This window comes from Ensifer sp. SL37, assembly GCF_026672675.1.
Taxonomy (GTDB): domain Bacteria; phylum Pseudomonadota; class Alphaproteobacteria; order Rhizobiales; family Rhizobiaceae; genus Ensifer; species Ensifer adhaerens.
On the sequence record NZ_JAPPRN010000001.1, the window covers coordinates 180,272 to 203,264 of the forward strand.

A 22,993-nucleotide genomic window follows, 5' to 3' on the forward strand; every position below is an offset into this window, starting at 1 on the left:
TCTGGCTCGGTCCTCTGGGACGCCTCACGGCGCCTCATCAGCTAAGAAGCGCTGTCCGCCACAAGCACCGGCTTCTGCCGATAGAGGCCCGGAAACAGACGATGCAGCGCGCCGATCTTCGGTTTCTCGTAGATGACCACATAGGGCTGGCCGGGATTGTTGTAGACGTAATCCTGGTGATACGCCTCGGCCGGGTAAAAGGTCTTCCCGTCCTCGATGGTCGTCGCAATCGGGCGGTTGAAAACGCCGCTCGCATCCAGTTGCGCGATATAGTCGGTGGCAACCTTCGCCTGCTTTTCATCGCGCGGAAAAATCGCCGATCGATATTGCGGTCCGCTATCGGGTCCCTGCCCACCAAGCTGCGTCGGATCATGAGCGACGGAGAAGTAGATCTCGAGCAGCTTGCCGTAGCTCACCTGCTTCGGGTCGAACGTGATCTCCACCGCTTCGGCATGCCCTGTGGCGCCGGTCTCCGTCTTTTCGTAGGTCGCCGTCGCGGCGCTGCCGCCCGCGTATCCTGACGTGACACTCGCGACGCCGGCCACGTGCTGGAACACCGCCTGCACGCCCCAGAAGCAACCGCCGGCAAAGACCGCCGTCTGGCGGCCGTCCGTCGGCGCGATATCGTGGAGCGCCATCGGCACAGGCCTGGTCTCCTGTGCCGCCGACGGCGGCCCGTTGAGAACGAAGATCAATCCGCCACCGACCATGGTTGCGGCGACGAGAAGGCGTCGCGTGAAGGCGGACCAGGTGCGCCCGCGCCGTTTTTCATTGTCACTCATGGCAAACTCTCATCCAAAGGTGAAAACGAAGGCTTCTGCGCCGGGTGCGAGAAAGCGGATCTCGAAGGTCCGCTCCCGGGCTGCTCCGGACTGGCGGACGAGTTGATAAAGGCGGGTCGCCGTAACGGTACCTTTGCCGGCCGCATCGATATCCGCGCCATGGTCCGCGCCCGGCGCCACCCCATCGATGGTAATCTGAAACGGGACCGGCCTGCCGCCGGCGCCAGGGCCGAGCACCAGGTGCAGGTCCCGCGCGCGGAACCGGTAGGTGATGCCGCCGCCGGCCTCGTTGAGGCGTGCCTCTTCGGCGCCGACCGTCCAGTTGCCGGTCAGCCCCCATTCATTGAGCCCCGGTTTGCCGACCGTGTATCGCGCGGACGTGTTGGCCGAGACGCCGTCGGGCGAGACGAAGTTTGCGGCACGCGCATAACCGACATAGGTCTCGCCGGATCCGAGGCGTGCCAGGTCCGGCGAGGCCTCGGCACCCCTAGCATTCGGCTTCACCAGATCGTCTTCGGCCTTCTTCTTGCCGGCGGCTTCCGCCAGCAGATCCTGGATCACCCGCTCGGACCCTTCATAGTCGCCCTCGCCGAAATGGGTGTAGCGGATCTGCCCCTCGGCATCGATGAAGTAGTGGGCCGGCCAGTAGCTGTTGGAGAAGGCGCGCCAGATGGCGAAGTTGTTGTCGATCGCCACCGGATAGGTGATCTTGAAATCGCGCACCGCCTTCTCGACGTTGCCGATCTGCTTTTCGAAGGCGAATTCGGGGGCGTGCACGCCAATGACGACCAAACCTTGGTCCCGGTACTTCTCCGCCCAGGCCCGAACGTAAGGGATGGTTCGGATGCAGTTGATGCAGGAATAGGTCCAGAAATCGACGAGAACGACCTTGCCGCGGAGCTCGGCCGGCGTCAGCGGCTTCGAATTCAGCCACTGAACCGCGCCGTCGAGCGACGGAAATTGCCCTTCCACCGGAAGGTCGCTGCGATAGGCCGCCTGTCGCGTATCCTTTGCGGCAAGGGTCATGCGGGTGCTTGCGACGTCCACGGGCGAAGCACCGCTGCGCAGGCGATCGAGGATCGACTGTTCGACGCCCGACGTGCTGGCATAGGAAAGCTGCGCCAAAAGACCGGTGTCGAGCCCCAGCGCGATCGCGCCAACACCGGCGAGCACCGCGACGCCGAGACCCTGGCGGATGCGGTCGCCGAGGCCGAGGAAGCGCTTCATCGCCGCGAATACTCTGGCGCCGGCCAGGACGGCGAGCGCCAGCGAGGTCGCAGCACCGGCCGCATAGGCCACAAGCAGCAGCGTGGTCTGCGCATTCGCGCCGTTCAGCGCCGCCCCGGTCAGCACCAGACCGAGCACCGGTCCGGCGCAGGGCGCCCAGAGCAATCCGGTCGCAACGCCAAGGAGGATCGAGCCGCCGATGCTGCCCTTCTCCCCGGTCGCAGCCTTTCTCGACAATCGGTTGCCGAGTTCCACGAGCGGACCGGTCACAAAGGCGGCAGCCCGCGTCGAGAGCAGCGTCACGCCGAAGACTGCGAGCATCGCGATCGCTGCGTAGCGGCCATAGGCGTTCGCCTGCACCGCCCAGTTGCCGCCTAGGGCTGCAAGCGAGGCGATACCCGCAAAGGTCACGATCTTGGCGAGCAGCATCGGAAGAATGCTGGTGGAAAAGGGTTGGCCGGCGCGGGCAAACACGAATGGCAGCACCGGCAGGATGCATGGGCTGACGATCGTCAGCACGCCGGCAAGATAGGCTACAACAAAGAGGATCATCACCGTCTCTCCGCATGGGATCAATGCCCGAGGCACAGATCGCTTGTCACGTGCGGCAGAGGACCATCGAGACGTATCGCGGATGTTTCCGACAGGAGCGGAATTGTATCTCAGTGCATCAGGGTGGCTCCCGATCGTCGCAAATCGCGCAATCAATATATTCCATGAAATATAACGACATGCCATAGTGCGGCCTGACCGATCCCTCTCGCTATCGTGGCCTTCATGTTGAAATCTCTTGCGATAATCTTCTCAGCCGTGCTCGGCCTTGCCTCAGGCGCCGCCGAGGCGCGTACGATCACCGATGCCGCCGGGCGGACGGTTGAGGTTCCCGATACCATCACCCGCGTGCTTGCTGCCGGCCCGCCGGCCTCGGTGCTCACCTATGTTCTGGCGCCGGACAAGCTCGCCGGCTGGGTGCGCGAGCCGACGGAGGAGCAAAAGGCATATCTGCTACCGTCGGTCCGCGACCTGCCGACCTATGGCCAACTCACGGGCAAGGGCGGCAGCGCCAACGTCGAGGCGGTGCTTGCCGCCAAGCCGGACATCATCCTCGACGTTGGAACCGTCAACGACACCTACCGCTCGCTGGCCGATAAGGTGCAGGCGCAGACCGGCATTCCCTACGTGCTGATCGATGGACGCTTCGCCGATAGCGGCAAGACGCTGCGCGACGTCGGCGCGCTGCTTGGCGTGGCCGAACGCGCCGAAACGCTCGCAACCTATGCCGACCAGCGGATCAAGGATCTGAACGACAGTCTCGCCATGATACCGGCCGATCAAAGGCCGCGCGTCTATTATGGCCGCGGCCCGGAAGGGCTAGAAACGGGGCTTTCTGGCTCGATCAATGTCGAGATCCTGGAAGCCGTCGGCGCCGAAAACGTCGCGGCGGCAGCCGGCAAGGGCAGCCTGACCCAGGTGTCGCTCGAACAGATCCTCTCCTGGAACCCGGACGTCATCATCGCGGCAAGCGGAAAGTTCGCAGCCTCGGCCAAGAAGGACCCGCTCTGGGCCGACGTGAAGGCAATCACGACCGGTCGTGTCTTCACCGCGCCGTCCCTGCCTTACGGCTGGTTCGACTCGCCGCCTGCGATCAACCGAGTGATCGGCGTCGTCTGGCTGCAGAAGCTGTTTTATCCCGACCGCTTCAAGGGGGACCTGAAGGCTGAGACCCGCGATTTCTACAAGCTGTTCTACCAGGTCGACCTGGCGGACGAACAAGTGGCCACGCTCCTGAAGGGGGCGGTGCCGGCTTCGAAATGAACAGGAGGCAGGAAACATCGGGCATGCTGGCCGACGGGCGCAAGGGCAATCTCTGGCTCCTCGTCGGCCCCCTCCTCCTGCTCGCCCTGGTGTCGATGTCGGTCGGCAAATATGCCGGCCCGTCGGAGATCGCCGGGGCGCTGCACGCGGCCCTATCGGGACAGTCGAGCGACCCCGTTCTTTCAACCGTGCTCTGGAACGTGCGGCTGCCTCGGGTGGCGGGTGCGATCCTGATCGGCGCAGCACTTGCCGCAGCCGGCGCCACCTATCAGGGGCTTTTCCGCAATCCCCTCGTCTCGCCGGATATCCTTGGCGTTTCCGGCGGTGCCAGTCTCGGCGCCGTCATCGGCATCTTTCTGTCGCTGCCGGTCCCGGCAATCCAGGCGATCAGCTTCGCCGGCGGGCTGCTCGCCGTCGCCGCAGTCTATGCCGTCGGCATGGCAATCCGCGGACGCGATCCGGCCCTGACGCTCGTTCTGGCAGGGATCGCCATCGGCGCCCTCGTCGGTGCCGGCATATCGCTGATCAAGATCCTCGCCGATCCCTATGACCAGTTGCCGGCGATCACCTATTGGCTGCTCGGCAGCCTCACTGCGATCACGCGTCTCGACGTCGTTTCGATCCTGCCGTCGCTTTTGATCGGGCTGGTGCCGCTGGTGCTTTTTCGCTGGCGCATGAACCTGATGACGCTCGGCGACGAGGAAGCCCAGACCTTGGGCGTCGACACGCGTCTTACCCGCGCATTGCTGATCGCGGCGGCAACGCTGATCACTGCGGCGGCCGTCTCCGTCAGCGGCGTCATCGGCTGGATCGGCCTCGTCATCCCGCACATTGCGCGCATGCTGGTCGGCCCGGACTTCCGCCGCCTGCTGCCGGCCTCGATGATATCTGGTGCTGCCTATCTGCTTGTTGTCGACATGCTGGCGCGCAGCATCGCGCTCATCGAAGTGCCGCTCGGCATCCTGACCGCTGCCGTTGGTGCGCCCTTCTTCCTGTGGCTGCTCGCCTCCGGCCGGAGGGCCTGGCTATGACGCTGGACATCAGGGATCTCGCCTTCGGCTATGGCGGACGCACGGTAGGCGAGAATGCCTCCCTGTCGCTTGAGTCCGGCGAGGTGCTGGCCCTGCTCGGCCCCAACGGCGCCGGCAAGACGACGCTGTTCAAGACCGTCCTCGGCCTTCTGCCAGTTAAGGCTGGAGACATTATCCTGGACGGACGACCGCTTTCCGCCTGGTCGCGGCGCGAACGCGCCAGGCAGATCGCCTATGTCCCGCAGGCGCATGCGGCACTTTTCCCGTTTACAGTGCTGGAGGTGGTGTTGATGGGGCGAGCCCCTCACCTCGCGCCGTTCTCATCGCCTGGCGCTCGCGACCGTCGGATTGCCATGGAAGCGCTTGGCGGCCTCGGCATGGCCCACCTTGCCATGCGCCCCTATACCGAGATCAGCGGTGGCGAACGCCAGATGGCGTTGATCGCCCGCGCACTGACGCAGGAACCCGCCATCCTCGTCATGGACGAGCCGACCGCCAATCTCGACTATGGCAACCAGATGCGGGTGCTTTCGCATGTCCGAGCGCTGGCGGCACGCGGGCTTTCGGTCGTGCTTTCGACGCACAATCCGGATCACGCCTTCCTGGTCGCGGACCGCGTCGCCCTTCTCCACGCCTCGAAACTCAGCGCGCTCGGCTTACCCAAGGACGTGTTGACGCCCGCCTCTCTCAAACAACTCTACGACATCGATGTGGTGATCGGCTCGATCGACGGCAGCGACGCCCGTCTCTGTGCGCCGCGCCTCACCACCCCCTCTGCAAGGAAAGGAACTGACCATGGTCCGCCAGAACGAAATCCGTGAGAACGAGGTGGCCGTGGTACCGCCCGCGGCAACCGACGCCGGTCTCGTCTTTATCGGCCGCATTTCCACGCCCTGGACCTCGCGCATGGAAACCCCTTGCCAGGGTCGGCATGACGGCCCTGTCTGCCGTATCGAAATCTTCGAACCCTGGGTCCTGGCGCTGAAAGGCGTGGAGGCGTTCGAGCGGCTGGAAATCCTCTACTGGCTCGACCGTTCGCGGCGCGATCTGGTGTTGCAAAGCCCAGCCAGCAACGGCGAAGTGCACGGAACATTTTCACTGCGCTCGCCGGTTCGGCCGAACCCGATCGGCACCTCGATCGTCAAGCTCGAAGCCGTGGAAGGCTCGAGCCTTCTCGTGCGCGGCCTTGATTGCCTCGACGGTACGCCACTCATCGATCTCAAGCCCGACCGGACGCTGTTCAAGCCGATTGCGCCGCCGCAACGCGGCGACTTCGAGACCGGCGACGGCAAAGCGCATTACTGCCAGAAGGCGTGATCCGGTCGCGATTTGGCAGGGCGCGACGGTCGATCCACGCGCCCTTGCCGCAAGCGTATCAGTCGATGCCGACCATGACATCCGAGGCCTTGATGACCGCGTAGGCTTCGCCGCCGACCTTCAGGCCAAGTTCGTCGACCGACTCGTTGGTGATCGCTGCAGTCACGATCGAGCCGCCGACGTCGATCCGGACATGGGCGGTGGTTGCGCCCTTGATGACTTCGACAATCTTGCCCTTGAGGCGGTTGCGCGCGCTGATTTTCATGCGGTTCTCCTTCGTGTTGACCAGGCTGAATGTCGCGGTCACCGCATTCAGCCGCTAGGCCAGACGGGGTTTAGCCCGGATCGCGGCTGCGAATAGCGGCGTTCGAGGCGAAACAGTATCACCGTCGCGCATGGACGTGCAGTTTCCCCGCAGCATTGTCAGGTCAATCGCGGAGCGTGATCCACACCGGCGCATGATCGCTCGCACCCTCCATGCCACGAACCTCCCGGTCGATGCCGGCACCGGTAAGCTTGCGGGAAAGCTTGCGGCTGAGCAGCATATGATCGAGCCGAAGCCCCGCGTCGCGCTGCCAACGGTTCCGGCGATAGTCCCAGAAGGTGAAAAGCTGGTTCGTCGGGTGGATCTTGCGCAGCGCATCGAGCCAGCCCTGGTCGAGAAGTTCGCCGAATGCGGCGCGGCTTTCGGGCTGGACCAGCGCATTGTCGTCGTAGGAGGTTGTCGGGTAGATGTCGCGCGGCTCCGGAACTATGTTGTAGTCGCCGGCAAGCACGACCGGCAGATCGAGGGCGAAGAGTTCGGCGGCATGTTTGGCCAGACGCTCGTGCCAGGCAAGCTTGTAGACGAACTTGGGGCCTGGCTGTGGGTTGCCGTTGGGCGCGTAGATACAGGCGACCAGGATGCCGCTGACGGCAGCCTCGATATAGCGCGCCTCGGCATCCGACGGGTCGCCGTCGAGCCCGACACGGGTCAGCACCGGCTCGCTGTCTCGGGCGAGGATCGCCACACCGTTCCACGCGGATTGTCCCTGCCGCACGGTGCCGTAGCCGGCCGCTTCGATCGCCGAGCGCGGGAACTGGCGATCGGGCGCCTTCAACTCTTGCAGACAGACGATGTCCGGCTCCGCCTCGCCCAGCCAGGCGATCAGGTTGTCGAGCCGCCTGTTGATGCCGTTGATGTTGAAGGTGGCGATCTTCATTCCGGCGATCGGATCAGCGTGTCAGCCGGGCAGCCCAGGCTGCCACCGCATCGGCCAAGGTCCTTAAATGATCGGCGGTCGAAAAGCCGGAAATGCTCTTGCGCGGTTTGAGATCATGGTCTCCGTCCTCGAGCCACAGGACTTCGATCGCATCGGAAAGCACGTAGTTCTGCACTTCCTCGCGCGTGCCGAATTCGTCGCGGGCTCCCTGGCAGATCAGCGTCGGCGTCTTGAGGCCGGCCAGGTGCTTGGTGCGCAGTTGCTCGGGCTTGGCTGGCGGATGGAAGGGATAACCGAGGCAGAGCAGCCCGGTGATCCTGCCGGCCGCATGCAGCGGATCGGCGATCATGCTCGCGACGCGTCCCCCCATCGACTTGCCGCCGATGATAAGTGGGCCTTTGACGTCCAGATCCTCGATGGCGGCGAGATATTCCGGATTGAGCGTGTCGGCGCGAGGCGGCGGCTTGCGCCCCTCAACGGTGCGCCTTGCCGCCATATAGCCGAACTCGAAGCGTGCAACGCGAAAGCCTGCCGTCGCAAGCGTCCCTGCGGTCGCGGTCATCGAAGCCGAATCCATCGGCGCGCCGGCGCCATGGGCAAGAAGGATGGTGACCGCGGCATCGTCGGGTCCGTCGAAGAGAAATTTGTCGCCCATATCAGCCTGTTCTCGGGCGGCTCTGCAGGTCGACATATTGCACGCCGCGCTCCGCCGTTCGCGCCCATTCGCTATCGCTATCGAGTTCGAGATAGCGGGTCCACCAACGCTTCGCCTCCGCGAGATCGCCGGCATCGAATTCGAGTTTCGCCAGGTTGAAGACGGCGTCGGCATAGTCGCCGTCAATCTCGATCGCCTTCCCGAGATGCCTGCGCGCGGCGTCGATCCGCCCCCGTTCGTTCATCAGCCCCGCGAGGTTGAACCAGGCCTCGACGAAGGATGGATCGAGCTTGATGGCGCGGGCGTAATCATGGGCCGCATCTAGCTCCCGTCCGGCTGCCTTCAGGCAATTGGCGCGGTTGAAGGCCGCGACCGAATCCGTCCGGTCCATGGCAAGATAGCGTTGATAGAAGGCCGCAGCCTCCAGGTAGTCGCCATTGGCTTCCGCCTCCTCGGCCAGATCGAAGAGATCTTCCAGGGCGGCATCGTCGGGTGTGTCGAGATCGAAGAGCAATTGCCCATTCAGCTCGCTCAGGCCCTCGGCGCTGCGGGCATAGATCGCATCGGTGCCACCGTGGTGCAGCGAAAGCGCCGTCAACGAGGCGACCGGTCCGGAGCGATGAACGGACCGGGCGATCGCAGTCCAACTCGCGCCGCTGGCAATCAGCTCGGCATATTTCCTGGCGAGAATGAGGTCGCGGAACGAGTAGGGCTCGCTGTCATGCTCGAAAGCGTCGAACAGGGAGAGCAAGTCGAAGATGCGCGGCGAGAGCCTCGCCTGATCGATCAGCGACTGGCGACTAAGCGCGGACGCAGCTGGCACCGACATCAACCCCAAAAGGCGAAGAAAGCCGTTCTCGCTGATAAGCCACCGCCCGGACGAATGTTCGGCATCGAAACGGGCTTCGATCTCCGCCTCGCTCGATTTGGCAAGCAGGCTGCGGCCGAACACCAGATAGGTCGTCTGGCGCGTCACGCCGCGACGCACGTGGCCGTGCTGGCGCTCGACCTCGCGCGCCACAAGCCGGCGCGGGAAGGCCGACAACGCCCCGACGATACCGAATGTCTGGCCTGCAACAGCCATCAGGCTTTCTTCTTCGCGGCCGGCTTTGCCGCCGTCCGCTTGGCTGGCGCTGCCGCCTTGGTGGTTTGCTTGGCTGCCGGCTCGGCCTTGGGCTTGCTCTTTGCAGGCGGCTTCGACTGCGACAGGCTCGCCTTCAGCGCATCCATAAGGTTGATGACATTGCCGCGCTCAGGGGCTGCCGCAATGATCGGCTTATGACCTTTGAGCTTCTCGCGGATCATCTTCATCAGCGCGATCTCATAACGATCCTCATAGTTCTTCGGGTCGAAGACCGTCATCTTCTGCTGGATCAAGGCTTCGGCAAGCTGCAGCATTTCAGGGTCCGGATGACCAACGGGTACATTGCCGAAATATTCAGCGGTTCCGCGCACTTCGCTCGGGTTTCTCAGCGTACAGACGAACATTCCGGTTTCGCGCGCGCCGATGGTCACGACGCGTTCACGGCTCGAAAGCACCAGGCGCGCGATCGCCACCTTGCCGCTCTTTTTCAGCGCTTCGCGCAGGACGACGAAGGTTTCCTCGGCCATCGCGCCGTCGGGCGCGAGATAATAGGGCGCGTCCTGGTAGATCACGTCGACGGAGCCTTCATCGACGAAGGCCTCGATGTTCATCGTGTGATTGGATTCGATCCTGACGCTGTCGAGATCGCTGTCCTCGATGATGATATATTTCTTGTCCTCGTATTCGTAGCCCTTGACCAGATCCGAGCGCTCGACGAGCCCGAGTTCCGGATCGACCGGCTTCATGTTGATCCGGTTGTGGGTGTCCTTGTGCAGCTGGTTGAAGCTGATGCGCTCGCTCGAACTGGTCGCCGGATAGAGCCTGACGGGGCAACTGACGAGACTGAGTTTGAGATAACCTTTCCAACTTGCCCTGGGCGCCATTGATGTCTCCTACGCGGCCAAACGCATTACGTCCTCGTTTCGGACAGAAGCGGCAGATCCTTGGCAAAGTCGTCGATATCCGCCCAGGGATCGCCGAAAGTATCCAGAAGTCCAGGCAGCGAAGAATAGTTCAAATCCTCCGGAGCGTCGATAGTCTCCAGATCCGCCCACTGAAGCGGGGCCGAAGCCGGCAGATTGGTGCGTGCCCGCAGCGAATAGGGAGCGGCCGCCGTATGGCTGCGGGCATTGCGGTGGAAGTCGATGAAGATGCGCTTGACGCGGTTTTCCTTGCCCATGGTCGTGGTGAAGGTCTGGGGTGCGGCCGCCGCCAACCGCGTCGCTATCGCGCTCGTTGCCTGGTGTGTCTTCTTCCAGTCCAGCTTCGGCTTGACCGGCACCACGACGTGGATGCCGCTGCCGCCAGACGTCTTGACGAAAGGAACGAGGCCGATTGCTTCCAGCTCGCCGCGAATATGGACCGCTGCCTCGACCACGTCGCGCCACGAGATCCCCTCGCCGGGATCAAGATCGAAGACGACGCGATCGGGCTTCTCCAAGCGCGTGCGCCGCGAACCCCAGCTATGAAGCTCGATCACGCCGAACTGAGCGAGCGCCAGATAACCCTTCGTGCCCTCGATCGAGAGGAAGGACTTGCTCTCGCCCTCGGAATTGGTCGCGTTGAAGCTGACGATGGAGGGCGGCATGCCGGTGAAGGGATGGCGCTGGAAGAAGCAATCGGCCCGCTTCCCCGTCGGGCAGCGGAAAAGCGACACCGGTCGTCCGAGGATATGCGGCAGCATGAAATCGCCGACGAGCGCATAGTAGACGGCAATGTCGAGTTTGGTCGGTCCGGATCTTCCGAACACCCGGCGGTCGGCGTTGGTCACCTGGATCGTCGCCAGGTCGGCGTCCGTGATCAGCCGCTTGCGCGGCGCCGTCGCCGGGGCCGAAAGCTCGACATCGCGAAGCCCCTTGAACACCGCATGCCGCAAGACATTGTCGGTCGTGCGGTTGGAGTAGTGGATGCGGGCGGATAGCACCGGCCGCACCCAGAGGATTTCCTTGGGCGCACCGTCCAGCGCGGTCTCACCCCCGCGCAAGGCTTGCAGCCGGGCGAGTAATTGCTTGGCTGTCGCCGCATCGAAGCCGGTGCCGACCTTGCCGCGGTAGTGCAGCTCGCCGCCCACCCACTCCCCGAGCGCCAGTGCCGCCAGCCCCTCGGCCGCCTCGGAGACGGTGTAGCCTGCGATCACGAAGTCTTCGCTTTTGAGCGCTTTGGTCTTGGTCCAGGTCTGGGTGCGTCCGCTGCGGTAGGGTGCGGAGGCACGCTTTGATACGATCCCTTCCAGCCCCAGCTCGGCGACCTGATCGTAGAGCCCGCGCCCGTCACCTTCCACATGGTCGCTGAACTGAATGGCGGAACGGCTCGATATCTGCCCTTCAAGCAGCTGCGCCAGCAGACCCTTGCGCTTTTCCAATGGAACTTCGGCGAGATTCCAGCCGTCGAGATGGAGGATGTCGAAGGCATAGAAGACGAGCTTGCCATCGGTCCCGGATGAAAGAGCCTCCTGCAACAGCGAGAAGCGGCTAATGCCCTTGTCGTCGAGAGCGACGATCTCGCCATCGATCATCGCTTCCCGACAAGGCAACTTGCGGAATGCGTCTGGCAGATCGCCGTAGCGTTTCGTCCAGTCGAGCCCGCTGCGCGTGATTAGCCGTACGGAACCATCCGAGAGATCCGCCATCGTGCGGTAGCCATCGAACTTGATTTCGTGCAGCCAGGTCTGTTCTCCCGGTGAGGCCCCGGGCGGTTTCGGGGTCGGGCTGGCGAGCTGCGGCTCGATCCGCTGCGGCTTCGGACCTTTCACAGCGCCCGGCAACGAGCCGGGCTTGAGGACGGCCGGCTTCGCCGCTTTAGCCGGCTTCTTTGGCGGCTCGACCAATTCTTCGATGCGCCGCCCGCTTTTCACGCTCTCCGGGCGTGCCGTCAGAATGTCGACATCAGCATCGGCGGCTGGATCATGCTCTTTGAACAGCAGCCAGTTGCGCGTGTCGTCGTCTCCCGGTTTCGGCTTCAGCCGCGTCAGCATCCAGCCGCCATTGAGCTTTTCGCCGGCTAGACGGAACTTGAACGCGCCGGTTCTCAGGCTCTTTTCGATATCGTCCATCGGTGCCCAGACGCCGGTATCCCAGACGATCATCGGCCCACCGCCATATTCGCCTTCCGGGATGACGCCCTCGAAGTCGACGTAGTCGAGCGGATGATCCTCAGTCTCGACAGCCAGCCGTTTGTCGGCGGGGTTGAGCGACGGCCCCCTGGGGACCGCCCAGCTTTTCAGCACGTCGCCGACCTGTAATCTGAGATCATAGTGATCGGCAGTGGCATGGTGCTTGTGCACGACGAAACGATTGCCCTCCCCGCCACTTCTTCCGGCAGGCTCCGGCGTCCGGGAAAAGTCCCGCTTCGCACGATAGGTCGTGAGTTTCGACGTCGCCATGCAGCAAAGCTAGAACGTGTTCGCAAAGGTCGCAATATCCGCCACGGCCAGGACACGCGGCACAGAAATTTCGGAAAACAATTGCTTTCTCAACTCGGCTCACCTAAAAATTCGACGAATTTGGAAAGCCGCCATGATCGAAAAGCAGAAGACGCCACGCTCCCGCGGCCGTCCGCAGGTCCGACCGGACGACGAGACGCGCCAGGTGATCGTCCTCGCCGCCGAACGGCAATTCTGCGACTTCGGCTACGAGGCGGCGAACATCAACGTCATAGCTCAGAATGCCGGCGTTTCCACCAAGACGCTCTATCGGCTGTTTCCCACCAAGGCCGATCTCTTCGAGCGCGTCATCTCCCTCAGGATCGCCGAGTTCGTACTGGAAGCCGATGAAGAGAACCTGGAAGATCTGGGCGTAAGGGGTGGCCTGGTGCACCTGCTTGCCGCCTACGGACATCTCGTGCTCTCGCACGACACGATCGCGATCATCCGCCTGGTGCTCGCCGAGGCAGAACGCTTTCCCGAAGTTGCTGCCACCTTCTGGGAACAGGCGATCCAGCGGACAAGTGCCACCTTGGAGCGATGGCTGAGGACGCAGGTGGCCCACGGCCGGCTCGCGGTGGCAGACCCGCGTCTGACCGCAGGCATGCTGCGCGGCATGATGGCGATGGAGCCGCAACGCGCCGTCATGATGGGTTGCCTTGGCACCATCGACGAGGCGACGATCACGGCGCGAGCAGAAAGCTGCGCCGACATTTTCCTGACAGGCGCCTTGCCGAGATAGAGCCGTCGCTCTTCACGGCAAACTTTGGCGATGTCATCCAGCTGTCATCAAGCTGTAACGTGAGACAGTATAACTCTCCGCGCGGAAGCCCTTCCGCCGGACGCATGAGGCGTCGCGACCAGCCTTCGGCATGGCCTCCTCCCCTTGCACGTCCGGTGATTGTTATGCGTTTGTCCGCGAAGCTTCCTCTCGCTGCGGCGGCTCTGGCCGCCTTTTCCATTGCTGCCACCAGTCTTGCCAGCCTGACCGTCAGCGGCAATCTCTCGTCACGCGCGGCAATCGAAAAGCTGGAGGCGCTCGCCGATGCCCGCCGCAACGAGCTACGCCATTACCTCACCACCGTGGAAAACGACCTGCGCAATCTGCAAGCCCAGAAGTCCGTCGCCAAGGCGCTAACCGACCTCAATGGCGCAGCCGCCAAGTTCGGGGAAAAGACCGAAAGCGAATTGCAGCGCCGCTATCTGGCGGAAAACCCCAACGCCGAAGACAAGCGCGCCCTCTACAGCTCCGCCGGCGTCGACGACTACGACGCGCTGCATGCGCGCTATCACCCGTTCTTCCGGCGCTTCGCGGAAGCCCACGGCTATCGCGACGTGCTGCTCGCCAATCTCAGCGGCGATGTCGTATACGCCCTCAACAAGAAGCGGGATTTTGGCGTCAACCTCAAGGACGCGGCCTGGAAGGACACCGGGCTTGGCCGCGTCTTCCGGGAAACGGCCGAGGGAACGGACAAGAGCAAGCTCGCCTTTGCGTCCTACGAGGCCTATTCGCCGCTTGGCGGCAGCCCCGCTGCGTTCGTCGCCACCCCCCTGGAATCGATCGACGGCAAGATCGGCACGCTGATCCTCGAAATGCCGGATGGGCGCATCGGCGAAATCGTCGGCAACCGCACGGGCCTTGGCGAAACCGGCGAAACGATTTTGCTCGACAGTAACGGGTTCTTCCTCGCCGACAGCGCCGCCACACCCGGCAACGATATGCTGAACGCCCGGATCGTGGCCGACCAGCCGGCGGAAGACGGCATCGTCAGCAGCAGGCTTGCGGATTTCCGCGGCGAGGAAGCCCAGATGGCGGCCACCAACCTTGATGCTTTCGGCACGCGCTGGACCATTGCTGCGGTCATGACCTCGCAGGAGGCCTTTTCCGCGGTTACCGCCTTGCGCAACTGGACGCTCGCGACCGCGCTTGCCGTCCTCGCGGCTGCGCTGGCGATCTCCATCTGGTACTCGCGCCGACTGACGCACCCGATTACCGGTCTCGTCCGCGACATGAGCAGGCTCGCCGATGGCGACACGACGATCAGCGGTGTTGGCGGTACCCGCAAGGACGAGATCGGTGACATGGCCCGCTCCGTCCTTGTTTTCCGCGACGCTCTTCGCGACCGTGCCCGCCTCGAAACCGAGGCAGCGGAGACGCAAACCATGATCGAGGAGGAACGGCACGGCCGCGAGACGACCCAGGCCGAGGTATCGCGCCAGATCAACGAGGCCGTCGAAATGCTGGCCTCGGGGCTCGAACGTTTGTCCCACGGCGATCTGACGGCCCGCATCGACCGCCCCTTCGGCGCCGGCTTCGATCGCCTGCGCTCGGACTTCAACCTGTCGCTGGAGAGCCTGGCGGTCACGCTCGGTGACGTGAAGGCGAGAAGCGCCGAGATCGACGGCGAGACCGGCGAGATGCGCGACGCCATCGGCCAACTCGCCAAGCGCACCGAACATCAGGCGGCGACGCTGGAGGAAGCGACCGCGGCGCTCGGCGCAATCACCGCCACCATCGGCCGCACCGCAGAACACGCCACATCCGCAACCACGATCGCCGCCGCTGCCAAGGCGAGTTCCGATCGTTCGGGTCAGGTGGTGATGAACGCCGTCTGCGCCATGGCCCAGATCGAGAAGGGATCGGTCGCCATCTCTCAGATCATCGGCACGATCAACGATATCGCCTTCCAGACCAACCTCCTGGCGCTGAACGCAGGGGTCGAGGCGGCGCGTGCCGGCGAAGCGGGTAAGGGCTTTGCGGTCGTTGCCCATGAGGTGCGGGAACTCGCGCAGAAGTCGGCGCAGGCCGCCCGGGAGATCAAGGCGATCATCACCGCGTCGGCCGAGGAAGTGGCGAAGGGCGTTTCTCTCGTCAGGGCCGCTGGCGACGCGCTCGACGAAATCTCCGGTCAGATCCACGCGATCAACGAGCAGACGCTGCAGATCGCGGGCGACGCGCGCAACCAGGCAACCGACCTGCAGCACATCAACCAGACCATGCTGTCGCTGGACGCCGTGACCCAGCAGAACAATGCGATGGTCGAGGACAGCACCGCCATGACCCACAGGCTCTCAGGCCAGGCATCCGGCCTGTTCGATCTGGTCGAGCGCTTCCGCACGACATCCAGCGGACGTCGATCTGAAACGGCCGCGGTGGAGCGGGCTGGCCTTCGCCGCACGGCCTAGCACCGCACATCGGCGCCGCCATCCAGACGCATGGCTGCCACCGCTTTGGCGCCGCGACCACGGCCTTGACGCTTCGCCGAACGCATTTTACGCCATGGCGGGAGTGCTCATGGAGCGCGGGGAAACCATGCGGATAGCCAGCCTTGCGATGTATGTCAGCCCTCAGCCGCTCGCGGCCGCAACGGCAACGCTCTGGGCGTTCCTGCGCGACGACCTGCGGCGCGAGGGCCTGACGGATGTGCCCGACCGATTGGACGCCGTCCTCCATCATGCCGATGCCTGGCTTCATCCGGCGCTGCTGCTCGCGCAAACCTGCGGCTATCCCTACGTGCGGCATTTGCGCGGCAAGGTTCGCCTTGTCGCTACGCCGGTCTACGGGCACCCGGGCTGCGACGGGCCCGACATGTGCAGCTTCGTCATCGTGCGAGCAAACGCACCGGTCCGTTCCCTCGAAGATCTCCGGGGGACACGGGCTGCCATCAACGATCCGATCAGCAATTCCGGAACCAACCTGTTGCGCGCCGCGATCGCGCCCCGCAGCCGCAATGGCCGGTTCTTCTCCTCTGTTGCCGAAACCGGCAGCCATTTGGCAAGCATAGATGCGGTTGCATCGGGCACTGCCGACGTGGCCGCCATCGACTGCGTGACCTATGGCAACACGCAACGTTTTGATCCGGAACGCGTGGCCGGTCTGCGGGTCTTGACCGCCACCGCCAGCACGCCGGGCCTGCCTCTCGTCACCCGCGGCGACGCCTCGGACGACGAGCTTTTGCTGCTGCGCAGTTCACTCGGACGGGCGATCACGGAGCCCCATTTGGCTGAGGCCCGCGCTGTGCTTTCCCTAAAAGACTTCGCGGTTCTGTCGGATGCCGATTACGAGCCTGTGGCGGAACTGGCGCGGTTCGCGCATCGTCTCGGCTACCCCGAGATCGCCTGAAGACGCGCAGTTGAGTTCAGGTACGTCAGCCTGCCTGTGCCAGCGCCACCGCATCGTCGCCGGCCGGGAAATGGAGCTGGCCGGACAAATCGTTCGCCGCTTGCCAGACGGCCTCCGCGACGTCGGCCTCGGTCGTCACCAGAGACGGTGCTGCAAATTGGGCGAAGATCGGCGCTGCGAATTCGGCATAGGCCTCGGGGATCAGGTCCTCGACCCGCATCGTCGTGTTGTGAGCAAAGCGCGTGGTTGGCGCGTAACCTGGCTCGACCAGCTTGACACGGATATCGAAGGCGGCAAGCTCGTGGGCAAGCGAACCGGTGAAGCCAGTGATCGCCGTCTTGCTGGCGGTATAGGCGGCAGCCAGCGGCATGGAAGCAAGCGTCACGCTGGAGGTGACGTTGACGACGACGCCGGACCGGCGAGCACGGAACTGCGGGATCACCGCCTGGGTCATCGCCATCACGCCGAAGGTATTGGTGTCGAAGACCTTGCGGATATGGGACATCGGCGTTGCCTCGAAGGCACCCACCACGCCGATGCCCGCATTGTTGACGAGCGCATCGATCGGACCGCTTTCCGCGATGGCGGCTGAGACGCTGTCGGGATCGGTGACATCGAGTGCCAGCAAACGAAGCCGCTTCGAATTCGGCAGAATATCGTGTCGGGGCGAGCGCATCGTGGCAATCACGCTCCAGCCTTCGGCATGAAAGCGGCGCGCAGTCTCCAGCCCGTAGCCGGAAGAGCAGCCAGTGATCAGTACGGTCTTCATAGCGGTATCCTTCGTGGTTGCGATGGAAACGGAGTACTGCGCTGACTGCGGACGTTCTACGGCTTGAAGTCCTGATTTTATTTGCTAGCATCCTGAAATGACCGATCCCCTCTCGCAGCTCATTCAGCTTCTCCGCCCACGCACAGTGTTCACCAAAGGCATCAGCGGTGCCGGCCGCTGGGCGGTTCGCTACTCCGAATTCGGTCATCCGAGCTTTTGTACCGCCATCGAGGGATCGTGCCGGCTGGCAGTCGATGGCGCGGCGCCGGTGACGCTGCAGGCGGGCGACTTCGTGTTGTTGCCTCGCACGCCCGGCTTCACCATCTCGGGCTTCGATCCGGTTCAGCCGACCTTCATCGATCCCAAGGCGGCGCCGTCACCGGTCGGCGAAGTTCGCCATGGCAGGCAGGACGGCGAACCGGACGTGCGCCTGCTCGGCGGCTATTTCGTCCTCGAGTCGCCCGACGCCGGACTGCTCGTTTCGCTGCTGCCGGCATTGATGCATCTGCGCGGGATAGAACGGCTTTCGACGCTCATCCGCATAGTGGGCGAAGAAGCACGCGACGTACGCCCGGGCCACGACCTGGTCCTCGCACGCCTTGTGGAAGTGATGCTTGTCGAGGCGCTTCGATCAATTGAAGGGGAGAGCGCGGCACCCGGCCTGTTGCGCGGGCTGGGAGATGCGCGGCTGGCGGTGGCCATTCGCCAGATCCACGCCGATCCCGCCCATCCCTGGACCGTGACGGAGCTGGCGCACGAGGCCGCACTGTCGCGCTCCGTCTTCTTCGAGCGCTTCACGCGCGCCGTCGGCGTGCCACCGATGGAGTATCTGCTCGTCTGGCGCATGGCGATCGCCAAGGACCTGCTGCGGCAACGCGAACTGGATCTTGCCGCCGTCGCCGAACATGTCGGCTACAGCTCGGCAAGCACCTTCAGCACGGCCTTCAGCCGCCATGTCGGGCAACCGCCAGGGCGCTACGCGCGCATGGCGGCTGCCCGATAACGCCGGCACGGCTTCTCGTGAGAATTGTCTCAAATACAGAAGTCAGCCACATTTACACCCTGCTCTCTGGCCTATAGACGAGCCTTGGGGCCTGTAAACGGACCCCGGGCCAACAGAGAACCGCACCTCATGCTCCGACGCCTGTACGATTGGACAATGTCGCTCGCCACACGGGAAACCGCCATTGTCTGGCTTGGCATCATTGCCTTTGTGGAAAGCTCGATCTTCCCGGTTCCGGCCGATCTTCTCTTGATCCCGATGGCGCTGGCGCGCCCGGAACGGGCCTGGCGCTATGCGCTCGTGGCGACGGTCTGCTCGGTACTTGGCGGCATCGCCGGCTGGTATCTCGGCCATTATGCCTTCGACACCATCGCAAGGCCATTGCTCGAGTTCTACGGCAAGCTCGACACCTTCGAGCACCTGAAGGCCTCAGTCGACAGCGAGATGCTGGCATTGCTGCTCGTCACCTCGGGCCTGGCGCATCTGCCGCCGATCAAGGTCGTGACCATCCTTTCAGGCGCCGCCAACATCAATCTCGGCCTGTTCATCGTCTCGGCGATCATTGCCCGCGGCGCGCGATTCTTCCTGCTCGCCTGGCTGCTGCGCCGTTTCGGCGAAGAGATCCGGGATTTCCTCGAAAGGCGTCTTGGCGCGCTGGCGGGCGCGGCGGCGACAGTCCTGATCTGCCTCTTCGCCGCACACCGCTTTCTGTCCTGACGGACCGCGGCCGGAATTACCTGCGCGGCAGTGAGAGCGGCGCAAGTGTCTCCATCGCGCGACCCTTCGTGTCGTTCTCAGCCGCCTTGCGGCAAGCGCAGTCCTGCGCTTCCTGGAGCTTTGCGAGCGCGCCGTCATAATCGATCAAGGTCGGGCGGCCATCACTGACGACGCAAGTGCCGTCCACGTGGACACGCTCGATCGCCCGCTCCGCCGCGCAATGCAGGAGATTGCGCAAGGGGTCGTAGACCGGCTGCATGGCGTGGTGCCTGAGATCGACCACCAGGAAATCCGCCTTCGAGCCGACGGCGATCCGGCCGATGTCGTCCCGGCCAAGTGCCCGCGCGCCGGCGGTCGTCGCCGCCTCGAAGATGTCGCCGGTGGATACGTCGAAGACGGACTTGCCCGAGAGCCGCGCGCAGATCATCGCCTGGCGCATTTCTTCGAGCATGTTGAACGGATAACTGTCGGTTCCGAGCGCGACGTTGACGCCGGCGCGGCGGTAGCGGCCGACCGATTCCAGCGCCATGCCGCTGCGCGAGAAGGTGACCGGGCAATGGGCGACGGTCGTCTGGCGATCGGCGAGCAGACGCAAGTCGATCTCCGTGCGCTGTCGCGTCCAGGAATGGCTGTCGACGAAGATGCAATGACCAAGGATCAGGTCCTTGCCGAGCAGACCCAGCTTTTCGAGATATTGTACGGCCGTCAGCCCGTGCCGGCGCAAGAGTTCTTCGTGCTCGGTCATGGTCTGGGCAGCATGAATGGTGATCGGCATGCCGCGCTGACGCGCTGCCGCCACCGCATCCTGCAGCAGTTCCGGCGAGCAGGTCTCGATCTGCGACGGTGCGACGACGCCGCCAAGGCGGCCCGATGGGTGTGCATTCGCAGTATCGACGACCTCAAGCGCTCGCGCAAAGGCATCGCGCCCCCGCGCCCTGTCCCAACGGAAGTCAAGACGATGGCTGTCTTCGACGTGCCATTGCGCTTCGCGGAAACCCGGCGCGACGAAGGCGCGTGCACCACTCTTGGCAAGCGTCGGCAGCCAGCTCGCATGCGGGCCGGCAATATCGAGCAACGTGGTGACGCCACTACGCATCAGGTCGCCGACCATGACCGTCAGCGACGCCTCAATCGCATCGTCATCGATTTCCAGAAGGTTGGAGTATTCGTAGAGCGCATTGCCCCAGAGCGCTGCCGTCCCCATGTCCTCGAAGATGCCCTTGGAGATCGGCTCCTCGCCGGAATGGCAATGCACGTTGACGAAGCCCGGCAGGATCATCCGGTCGCGGCCGGAGCTTTCGCTGACGAACGGACCGTCATAGTGGCCGCCGACATGCACGAAGCCCTTCTCGTCATAGGCGACGTCGGCGTCGTTGAGATAGACATGGCCATTAAGCTTGCGGTCGAAGGCGACGAGCGTATGCGCTTTGCGGATGACGTGGATCTCTTTAGTCATGCGTGGTCCTGAAATATTGCTCGAGGAAACGGCTGTAAGCCCCCATGAGAGCGCTGAAAACGAAGTATACAACAGCCGCGAAGACATAGCCCTCCAGCACCGCGATGCCCTGCCATTGCGGGTCGCGCATGGCGGTGCGGACGGTGTCGAGGAAGTCGAGCAGACCGACGATCGTCACCAGCGTTGTATCCTGGAAGAAGCCGATGAACAGGCTGACCAAGGGCGGAATGACCTTCTTCAGCGCCTGCGGCAGCACGATTTTACGCATGATCTGCCAGTAATGCAGACCCAGCGAATGGCCGGCCTCGACCTGCCCGTTGGGAACCGCCTGCAGGCCGCCGCGCACGATCTCGGCAATATAGGCGGCGGCAAAGAGGATGATCGCCACCTGCGCCCGGACGAGCTTGTCGATGGTGATGCCATTGGGCATGAACAGGGGCAGCATGACCGTCGCCATGAACAGGATGCTGATCAGCGGCACCCCGCGCACGATCTCGATGAAGCCGACGCCGAGGACGCGGATTGCCGGAAGGCTCGATGCGCGGGCGAGCGCCAGCGCAATGCCAAGCGGGAGCGCGCAGGCAAGCCCGATGAAGGAGAGCATGAAGGAAAGCGGCAGCCCGCCCCATTGCGTCGTGGGCACGACCGTGAGGCCGAAATAGCCGCCCGCCATCAGCACATAGAGCACCGGCAGGACGATGGCGACCCAGGCGATCAGCAGTCCCCGCCCCCAGACCTTCGGCATCATCGAGACGAGGCAGGCGCCGAGAAACAGAAGCATCGCCGTCAGCGGGCGCCATTGCTCTTCAAAGGGATAAAAGCCGAAAAAGATGTAGCGCATCTTCGCCGACAGGAACGGCCAGCAGGCGCCGCTCGTCGCCTTGCATTCCGCCGGCGTGCCGACAAAGGTGGCGTCGACGAAGAGCCAGCCGATTGCGAGCTTGGCGAGCGCAAAGACCGTGCCGAGGCAGAGGATGGTGATCAGCGCATTGCCGGGCGTGCCGAAATAGGCGCTGAACCAGCGGCTGCGCGATGCCGGTGGCGCTTCGCGGCTCGGCGCAAGCGTCGCATTGCTCACGAGGGTGTCGACCTGTGTCATGGCTCAACGCTCCCTCAGCGCGACCCGCGCATTGTACCAGTTCATCACCAGCGAGATCAGGATCGACAGGCCGAGATAGACGCCCATGAAAATGGCAATGGCTTCAATCGCCTGGCCCGTCTGGTTCATAATCGTGTTTGAGACCATCACCAGATCCGGATAGCCGATGGCGATCGCGAGCGAGCTGTTCTTGAACACGGTCAGATAGGTGTTGGTGAGCGGCGGAATGATGATGCGCAGCGCCTGTGGCAGGATCACGAGCTTCAGCGTGCGTGCCCGCGACAGGCCAAGTGCCGTCGCCGCTTCCCACTGCCCCTTGCTGACTGCCTGGATGCCAGCGCGAACGATTTCCGCGACATTGGCCGACACGCTGAGCGTCAGCCCTAGCAGAAGCGCCACGAATTCGGGGCGCAAATGATAGCCGCCGCTCAGGCGGAAGCGGCCGAGTTCCGGCACATCCCAGGTGACCGAGATGTTTGCGAAGAGGATGGTTGCGGCGAGCGGCAGCAGAAACGCGATCGTCGCGAACAGGGCAATCGGCCGCTCCTTGCCGGTTGCGATGCGGCGGCGGCCGAGAATGCGCGCGGTAACGACGGCGGCAGCGACGCCGGCAACAAAGGCCGTGACCAGCGCAGCGAAACCGCTCTGCCAGTGCAACGCCGGCGTGACCAGGCCGCTGTTCGAGAGAAAGACGCCGGGAAGCATCTCGATCGCCTGCTTGACTGGCGGAAACACGGAGATGATCAGCGAATACCAGAGCAGAAGATAAAGCAGCAGCGGCACGTTGCGCAGCGCTTCCACATAGGCAAGCATCAGCCGCGACAACACCGGATTGTGCGACAGCCGCCCGATGCCGACCAACAGCCCGAGAACAGTGCCGAACAGGGCAGCGAGCAGCGAAACCTTGACCGTGTTGGTGATGCCGACGAGGATCGCGCGGCCGATCGTATCCGTCGGCTCATAGGTGATGGCAGATTCGGTAATGACAAATCCGGCCTGGCGCGCCAGGAAGCCGAAACCGGTCGCAATATCCTGCTTGGCAAGATTGGCGCTTGCGGTGCTGAACATCACCCAGGCGATGAGCAGCACGACGCCGACGGCGATCACTTGATAGAGATAGGCGCGAATGCGCGCGTCATAAAACAGGGGCATCGGCACCCGTCCCTTGGAGCACAATGATCTCGGGCCGGCGCGACCCAAGATCATAACTTGATCGATTTCTATCGTTTATAGTACGGCGGCATACCGCGCGCACTCTCCACGGGCCGATTAGGCACCATGTGGAGACGTGG

General features: G+C 63.7%; 21 protein-coding genes. 9 read left to right on the forward strand and 12 right to left on the reverse strand.

The window, feature by feature from the left end:
• Window positions 1-41 precede the first annotated feature (41 nt).
• Window positions 42-782 carry a peptide-methionine (S)-S-oxide reductase MsrA gene (gene msrA / locus OVA00_RS00910; protein ID WP_268087702.1) on the reverse strand — a complete coding sequence of 247 codons (741 nt, stop codon included), beginning with the start codon at window positions 780-782 and terminating at the stop codon, window positions 42-44.
• Between the two features lie 9 nt (window positions 783-791).
• A complete protein-coding gene (locus tag OVA00_RS00915; protein ID WP_268087703.1) occupies window positions 792-2,561 on the reverse strand; it encodes a cytochrome c biogenesis protein DipZ in 1,770 nt (589 codons plus the stop codon).
• 225 nt (window positions 2,562-2,786) lie between these two features.
• Between OVA00_RS00915 and OVA00_RS00920 the strand changes: the two genes are divergently transcribed.
• From OVA00_RS00920 to tsaA, 4 genes are read left to right on the forward strand one after another with little or no spacing between them, the layout of a single operon-like run.
• Window positions 2,787-3,824 carry an iron ABC transporter substrate-binding protein gene (locus OVA00_RS00920; RefSeq protein ID WP_060601338.1) on the forward strand — a complete coding sequence of 346 codons (1,038 nt, stop codon included), beginning with the start codon at window positions 2,787-2,789 and terminating at the stop codon, window positions 3,822-3,824.
• A 23-nt stretch (window positions 3,825-3,847) separates the two neighbouring features.
• Complete coding sequence (locus OVA00_RS00925) at window positions 3,848-4,855, forward strand: FecCD family ABC transporter permease (protein ID WP_268087704.1); 1,008 nt, start codon at window positions 3,848-3,850, stop codon at window positions 4,853-4,855.
• Window positions 4,852-5,676: an ABC transporter ATP-binding protein gene (locus OVA00_RS00930; protein ID WP_268087705.1), complete on the forward strand. Its 825-nt coding sequence runs from the start codon at window positions 4,852-4,854 to the stop codon at window positions 5,674-5,676. The genes OVA00_RS00925 and OVA00_RS00930 overlap by 4 nt, the downstream gene beginning before the upstream one ends.
• Complete coding sequence (gene tsaA / locus OVA00_RS00935; RefSeq protein ID WP_192444862.1) at window positions 5,651-6,172, forward strand: tRNA (N6-threonylcarbamoyladenosine(37)-N6)-methyltransferase TrmO; 522 nt, start codon at window positions 5,651-5,653, stop codon at window positions 6,170-6,172. The genes OVA00_RS00930 and tsaA overlap by 26 nt, the downstream gene beginning before the upstream one ends.
• A gap of 58 nt (window positions 6,173-6,230) precedes the next feature.
• Here the strand turns inward: tsaA and OVA00_RS00940 are convergent, their stop codons facing one another.
• From OVA00_RS00940 to ligD, 6 genes are all read right to left on the reverse strand, one after another.
• Complete coding sequence (locus tag OVA00_RS00940) at window positions 6,231-6,437, reverse strand: TOBE domain-containing protein (protein ID WP_034799649.1); 207 nt, start codon at window positions 6,435-6,437, stop codon at window positions 6,231-6,233.
• A gap of 163 nt (window positions 6,438-6,600) precedes the next feature.
• On the reverse strand, window positions 6,601-7,374 hold the full coding sequence (xth, locus tag OVA00_RS00945; RefSeq protein ID WP_268087706.1) for an exodeoxyribonuclease III: 774 nt from the start codon (window positions 7,372-7,374) through the stop codon (window positions 6,601-6,603).
• A gap of 13 nt (window positions 7,375-7,387) precedes the next feature.
• Window positions 7,388-8,029, reverse strand: coding sequence for an alpha/beta hydrolase family protein (locus OVA00_RS00950; protein WP_268087707.1), 642 nt, complete (start codon window positions 8,027-8,029; stop codon window positions 7,388-7,390).
• A 1-nt stretch (window position 8,030) separates the two neighbouring features.
• Window positions 8,031-9,113 carry a tetratricopeptide repeat protein gene (locus OVA00_RS00955; RefSeq protein ID WP_112772181.1) on the reverse strand — a complete coding sequence of 361 codons (1,083 nt, stop codon included), beginning with the start codon at window positions 9,111-9,113 and terminating at the stop codon, window positions 8,031-8,033.
• Window positions 9,113-9,997, reverse strand: a complete 885-nt coding sequence (gene ku / locus OVA00_RS00960) for a non-homologous end joining protein Ku (RefSeq protein WP_034799645.1) — start codon at window positions 9,995-9,997, stop codon at window positions 9,113-9,115. The genes OVA00_RS00955 and ku overlap by 1 nt, the downstream gene beginning before the upstream one ends.
• A gap of 26 nt (window positions 9,998-10,023) precedes the next feature.
• Entirely contained in the window at window positions 10,024-12,495 is a 2,472-nt protein-coding gene (gene ligD, locus OVA00_RS00965) for a DNA ligase D (RefSeq protein WP_268087708.1), read from the reverse strand.
• Between the two features lie 133 nt (window positions 12,496-12,628).
• Here ligD and OVA00_RS00970 point away from each other — a divergent pair, with 133 nt between their 5' ends.
• From OVA00_RS00970 to OVA00_RS00980, 3 genes are all read left to right on the forward strand, one after another.
• Window positions 12,629-13,276 carry a TetR/AcrR family transcriptional regulator gene (locus OVA00_RS00970; RefSeq protein ID WP_112985875.1) on the forward strand — a complete coding sequence of 216 codons (648 nt, stop codon included), beginning with the start codon at window positions 12,629-12,631 and terminating at the stop codon, window positions 13,274-13,276.
• Window positions 13,277-13,440: 164 nt separating this feature from the next.
• Window positions 13,441-15,720, forward strand: a complete 2,280-nt coding sequence (locus tag OVA00_RS00975; protein ID WP_112985874.1) for a methyl-accepting chemotaxis protein — start codon at window positions 13,441-13,443, stop codon at window positions 15,718-15,720.
• A gap of 127 nt (window positions 15,721-15,847) precedes the next feature.
• Window positions 15,848-16,657 (forward strand): phosphate/phosphite/phosphonate ABC transporter substrate-binding protein, encoded by an 810-nt coding sequence (locus OVA00_RS00980; RefSeq protein WP_060518324.1) that lies wholly within the window; start codon window positions 15,848-15,850, stop codon window positions 16,655-16,657.
• Window positions 16,658-16,682: 25 nt separating this feature from the next.
• On the opposite strand, the gene OVA00_RS00985 is transcribed toward OVA00_RS00980, so the two are convergent.
• The gene (locus OVA00_RS00985; RefSeq protein ID WP_034799642.1) at window positions 16,683-17,426 is read right to left on the reverse strand and encodes an SDR family oxidoreductase; all 744 of its coding nucleotides are present in this window, start codon (window positions 17,424-17,426) and stop codon (window positions 16,683-16,685) included.
• Between the two features lie 97 nt (window positions 17,427-17,523).
• Here OVA00_RS00985 and OVA00_RS00990 point away from each other — a divergent pair, with 97 nt between their 5' ends.
• A complete protein-coding gene (locus OVA00_RS00990; RefSeq protein WP_192444851.1) occupies window positions 17,524-18,429 on the forward strand; it encodes an AraC family transcriptional regulator in 906 nt (301 codons plus the stop codon).
• 129 nt (window positions 18,430-18,558) lie between these two features.
• The gene (locus OVA00_RS00995) at window positions 18,559-19,146 is read left to right on the forward strand and encodes a YqaA family protein (protein WP_034799640.1); all 588 of its coding nucleotides are present in this window, start codon (window positions 18,559-18,561) and stop codon (window positions 19,144-19,146) included.
• 16 nt (window positions 19,147-19,162) lie between these two features.
• Here OVA00_RS00995 and OVA00_RS01000 read toward each other — a convergent pair whose 3' ends face one another.
• The 3 genes from OVA00_RS01000 to OVA00_RS01010 are packed head-to-tail and all read right to left on the reverse strand — an operon-like array spanning window position 19,163 to window position 22,853.
• Window positions 19,163-20,602: an amidohydrolase family protein gene (locus OVA00_RS01000; RefSeq protein WP_192444849.1), complete on the reverse strand. Its 1,440-nt coding sequence runs from the start codon at window positions 20,600-20,602 to the stop codon at window positions 19,163-19,165.
• Window positions 20,595-21,701, reverse strand: coding sequence for an amino acid ABC transporter permease (locus OVA00_RS01005; RefSeq protein ID WP_192444847.1), 1,107 nt, complete (start codon window positions 21,699-21,701; stop codon window positions 20,595-20,597). The genes OVA00_RS01000 and OVA00_RS01005 overlap by 8 nt, the downstream gene beginning before the upstream one ends.
• A gap of 3 nt (window positions 21,702-21,704) precedes the next feature.
• On the reverse strand, window positions 21,705-22,853 hold the full coding sequence (locus OVA00_RS01010) for an amino acid ABC transporter permease (protein ID WP_060601369.1): 1,149 nt from the start codon (window positions 22,851-22,853) through the stop codon (window positions 21,705-21,707).
• Between the last annotated feature and the right edge of the window lie 140 nt (window positions 22,854-22,993).

Excerpts from the sequence above, each read along its gene's own strand:
- msrA (WP_268087702.1), bottom strand. The coding sequence starts at position 782 with ATGAGTGACAATGAAAAACGGCGCGGGCGCACCTGGTCCGCCTTCACG.
- OVA00_RS00915 (WP_268087703.1), bottom strand. The coding sequence starts at position 2,561 with ATGATCCTCTTTGTTGTAGCCTATCTTGCCGGCGTGCTGACGATCGTC.
- OVA00_RS00920 (WP_060601338.1), top strand. The coding sequence starts at position 2,787 with ATGTTGAAATCTCTTGCGATAATCTTCTCAGCCGTGCTCGGCCTTGCC.
- OVA00_RS00925 (WP_268087704.1), top strand. The coding sequence starts at position 3,848 with ATGCTGGCCGACGGGCGCAAGGGCAATCTCTGGCTCCTCGTCGGCCCC.
- OVA00_RS00930 (WP_268087705.1), top strand. The coding sequence starts at position 4,852 with ATGACGCTGGACATCAGGGATCTCGCCTTCGGCTATGGCGGACGCACG.
- tsaA (WP_192444862.1), top strand. The coding sequence starts at position 5,651 with ATGGTCCGCCAGAACGAAATCCGTGAGAACGAGGTGGCCGTGGTACCG.
- OVA00_RS00940 (WP_034799649.1), bottom strand. The coding sequence starts at position 6,437 with ATGAAAATCAGCGCGCGCAACCGCCTCAAGGGCAAGATTGTCGAAGTC.
- xth (WP_268087706.1), bottom strand. The coding sequence starts at position 7,374 with ATGAAGATCGCCACCTTCAACATCAACGGCATCAACAGGCGGCTCGAC.
- OVA00_RS00950 (WP_268087707.1), bottom strand. The coding sequence starts at position 8,029 with ATGGGCGACAAATTTCTCTTCGACGGACCCGACGATGCCGCGGTCACC.
- OVA00_RS00955 (WP_112772181.1), bottom strand. The coding sequence starts at position 9,113 with ATGGCTGTTGCAGGCCAGACATTCGGTATCGTCGGGGCGTTGTCGGCC.
- ku (WP_034799645.1), bottom strand. The coding sequence starts at position 9,997 with ATGGCGCCCAGGGCAAGTTGGAAAGGTTATCTCAAACTCAGTCTCGTC.
- ligD (WP_268087708.1), bottom strand. The coding sequence starts at position 12,495 with ATGGCGACGTCGAAACTCACGACCTATCGTGCGAAGCGGGACTTTTCC.
- OVA00_RS00970 (WP_112985875.1), top strand. The coding sequence starts at position 12,629 with ATGATCGAAAAGCAGAAGACGCCACGCTCCCGCGGCCGTCCGCAGGTC.
- OVA00_RS00975 (WP_112985874.1), top strand. The coding sequence starts at position 13,441 with ATGCGTTTGTCCGCGAAGCTTCCTCTCGCTGCGGCGGCTCTGGCCGCC.
- OVA00_RS00980 (WP_060518324.1), top strand. The coding sequence starts at position 15,848 with ATGCGGATAGCCAGCCTTGCGATGTATGTCAGCCCTCAGCCGCTCGCG.
- OVA00_RS00985 (WP_034799642.1), bottom strand. The coding sequence starts at position 17,426 with ATGAAGACCGTACTGATCACTGGCTGCTCTTCCGGCTACGGGCTGGAG.
- OVA00_RS00990 (WP_192444851.1), top strand. The coding sequence starts at position 17,524 with ATGACCGATCCCCTCTCGCAGCTCATTCAGCTTCTCCGCCCACGCACA.
- OVA00_RS00995 (WP_034799640.1), top strand. The coding sequence starts at position 18,559 with ATGCTCCGACGCCTGTACGATTGGACAATGTCGCTCGCCACACGGGAA.
- OVA00_RS01000 (WP_192444849.1), bottom strand. The coding sequence starts at position 20,602 with ATGACTAAAGAGATCCACGTCATCCGCAAAGCGCATACGCTCGTCGCC.
- OVA00_RS01005 (WP_192444847.1), bottom strand. The coding sequence starts at position 21,701 with ATGACACAGGTCGACACCCTCGTGAGCAATGCGACGCTTGCGCCGAGC.
- OVA00_RS01010 (WP_060601369.1), bottom strand. The coding sequence starts at position 22,853 with ATGCCCCTGTTTTATGACGCGCGCATTCGCGCCTATCTCTATCAAGTG.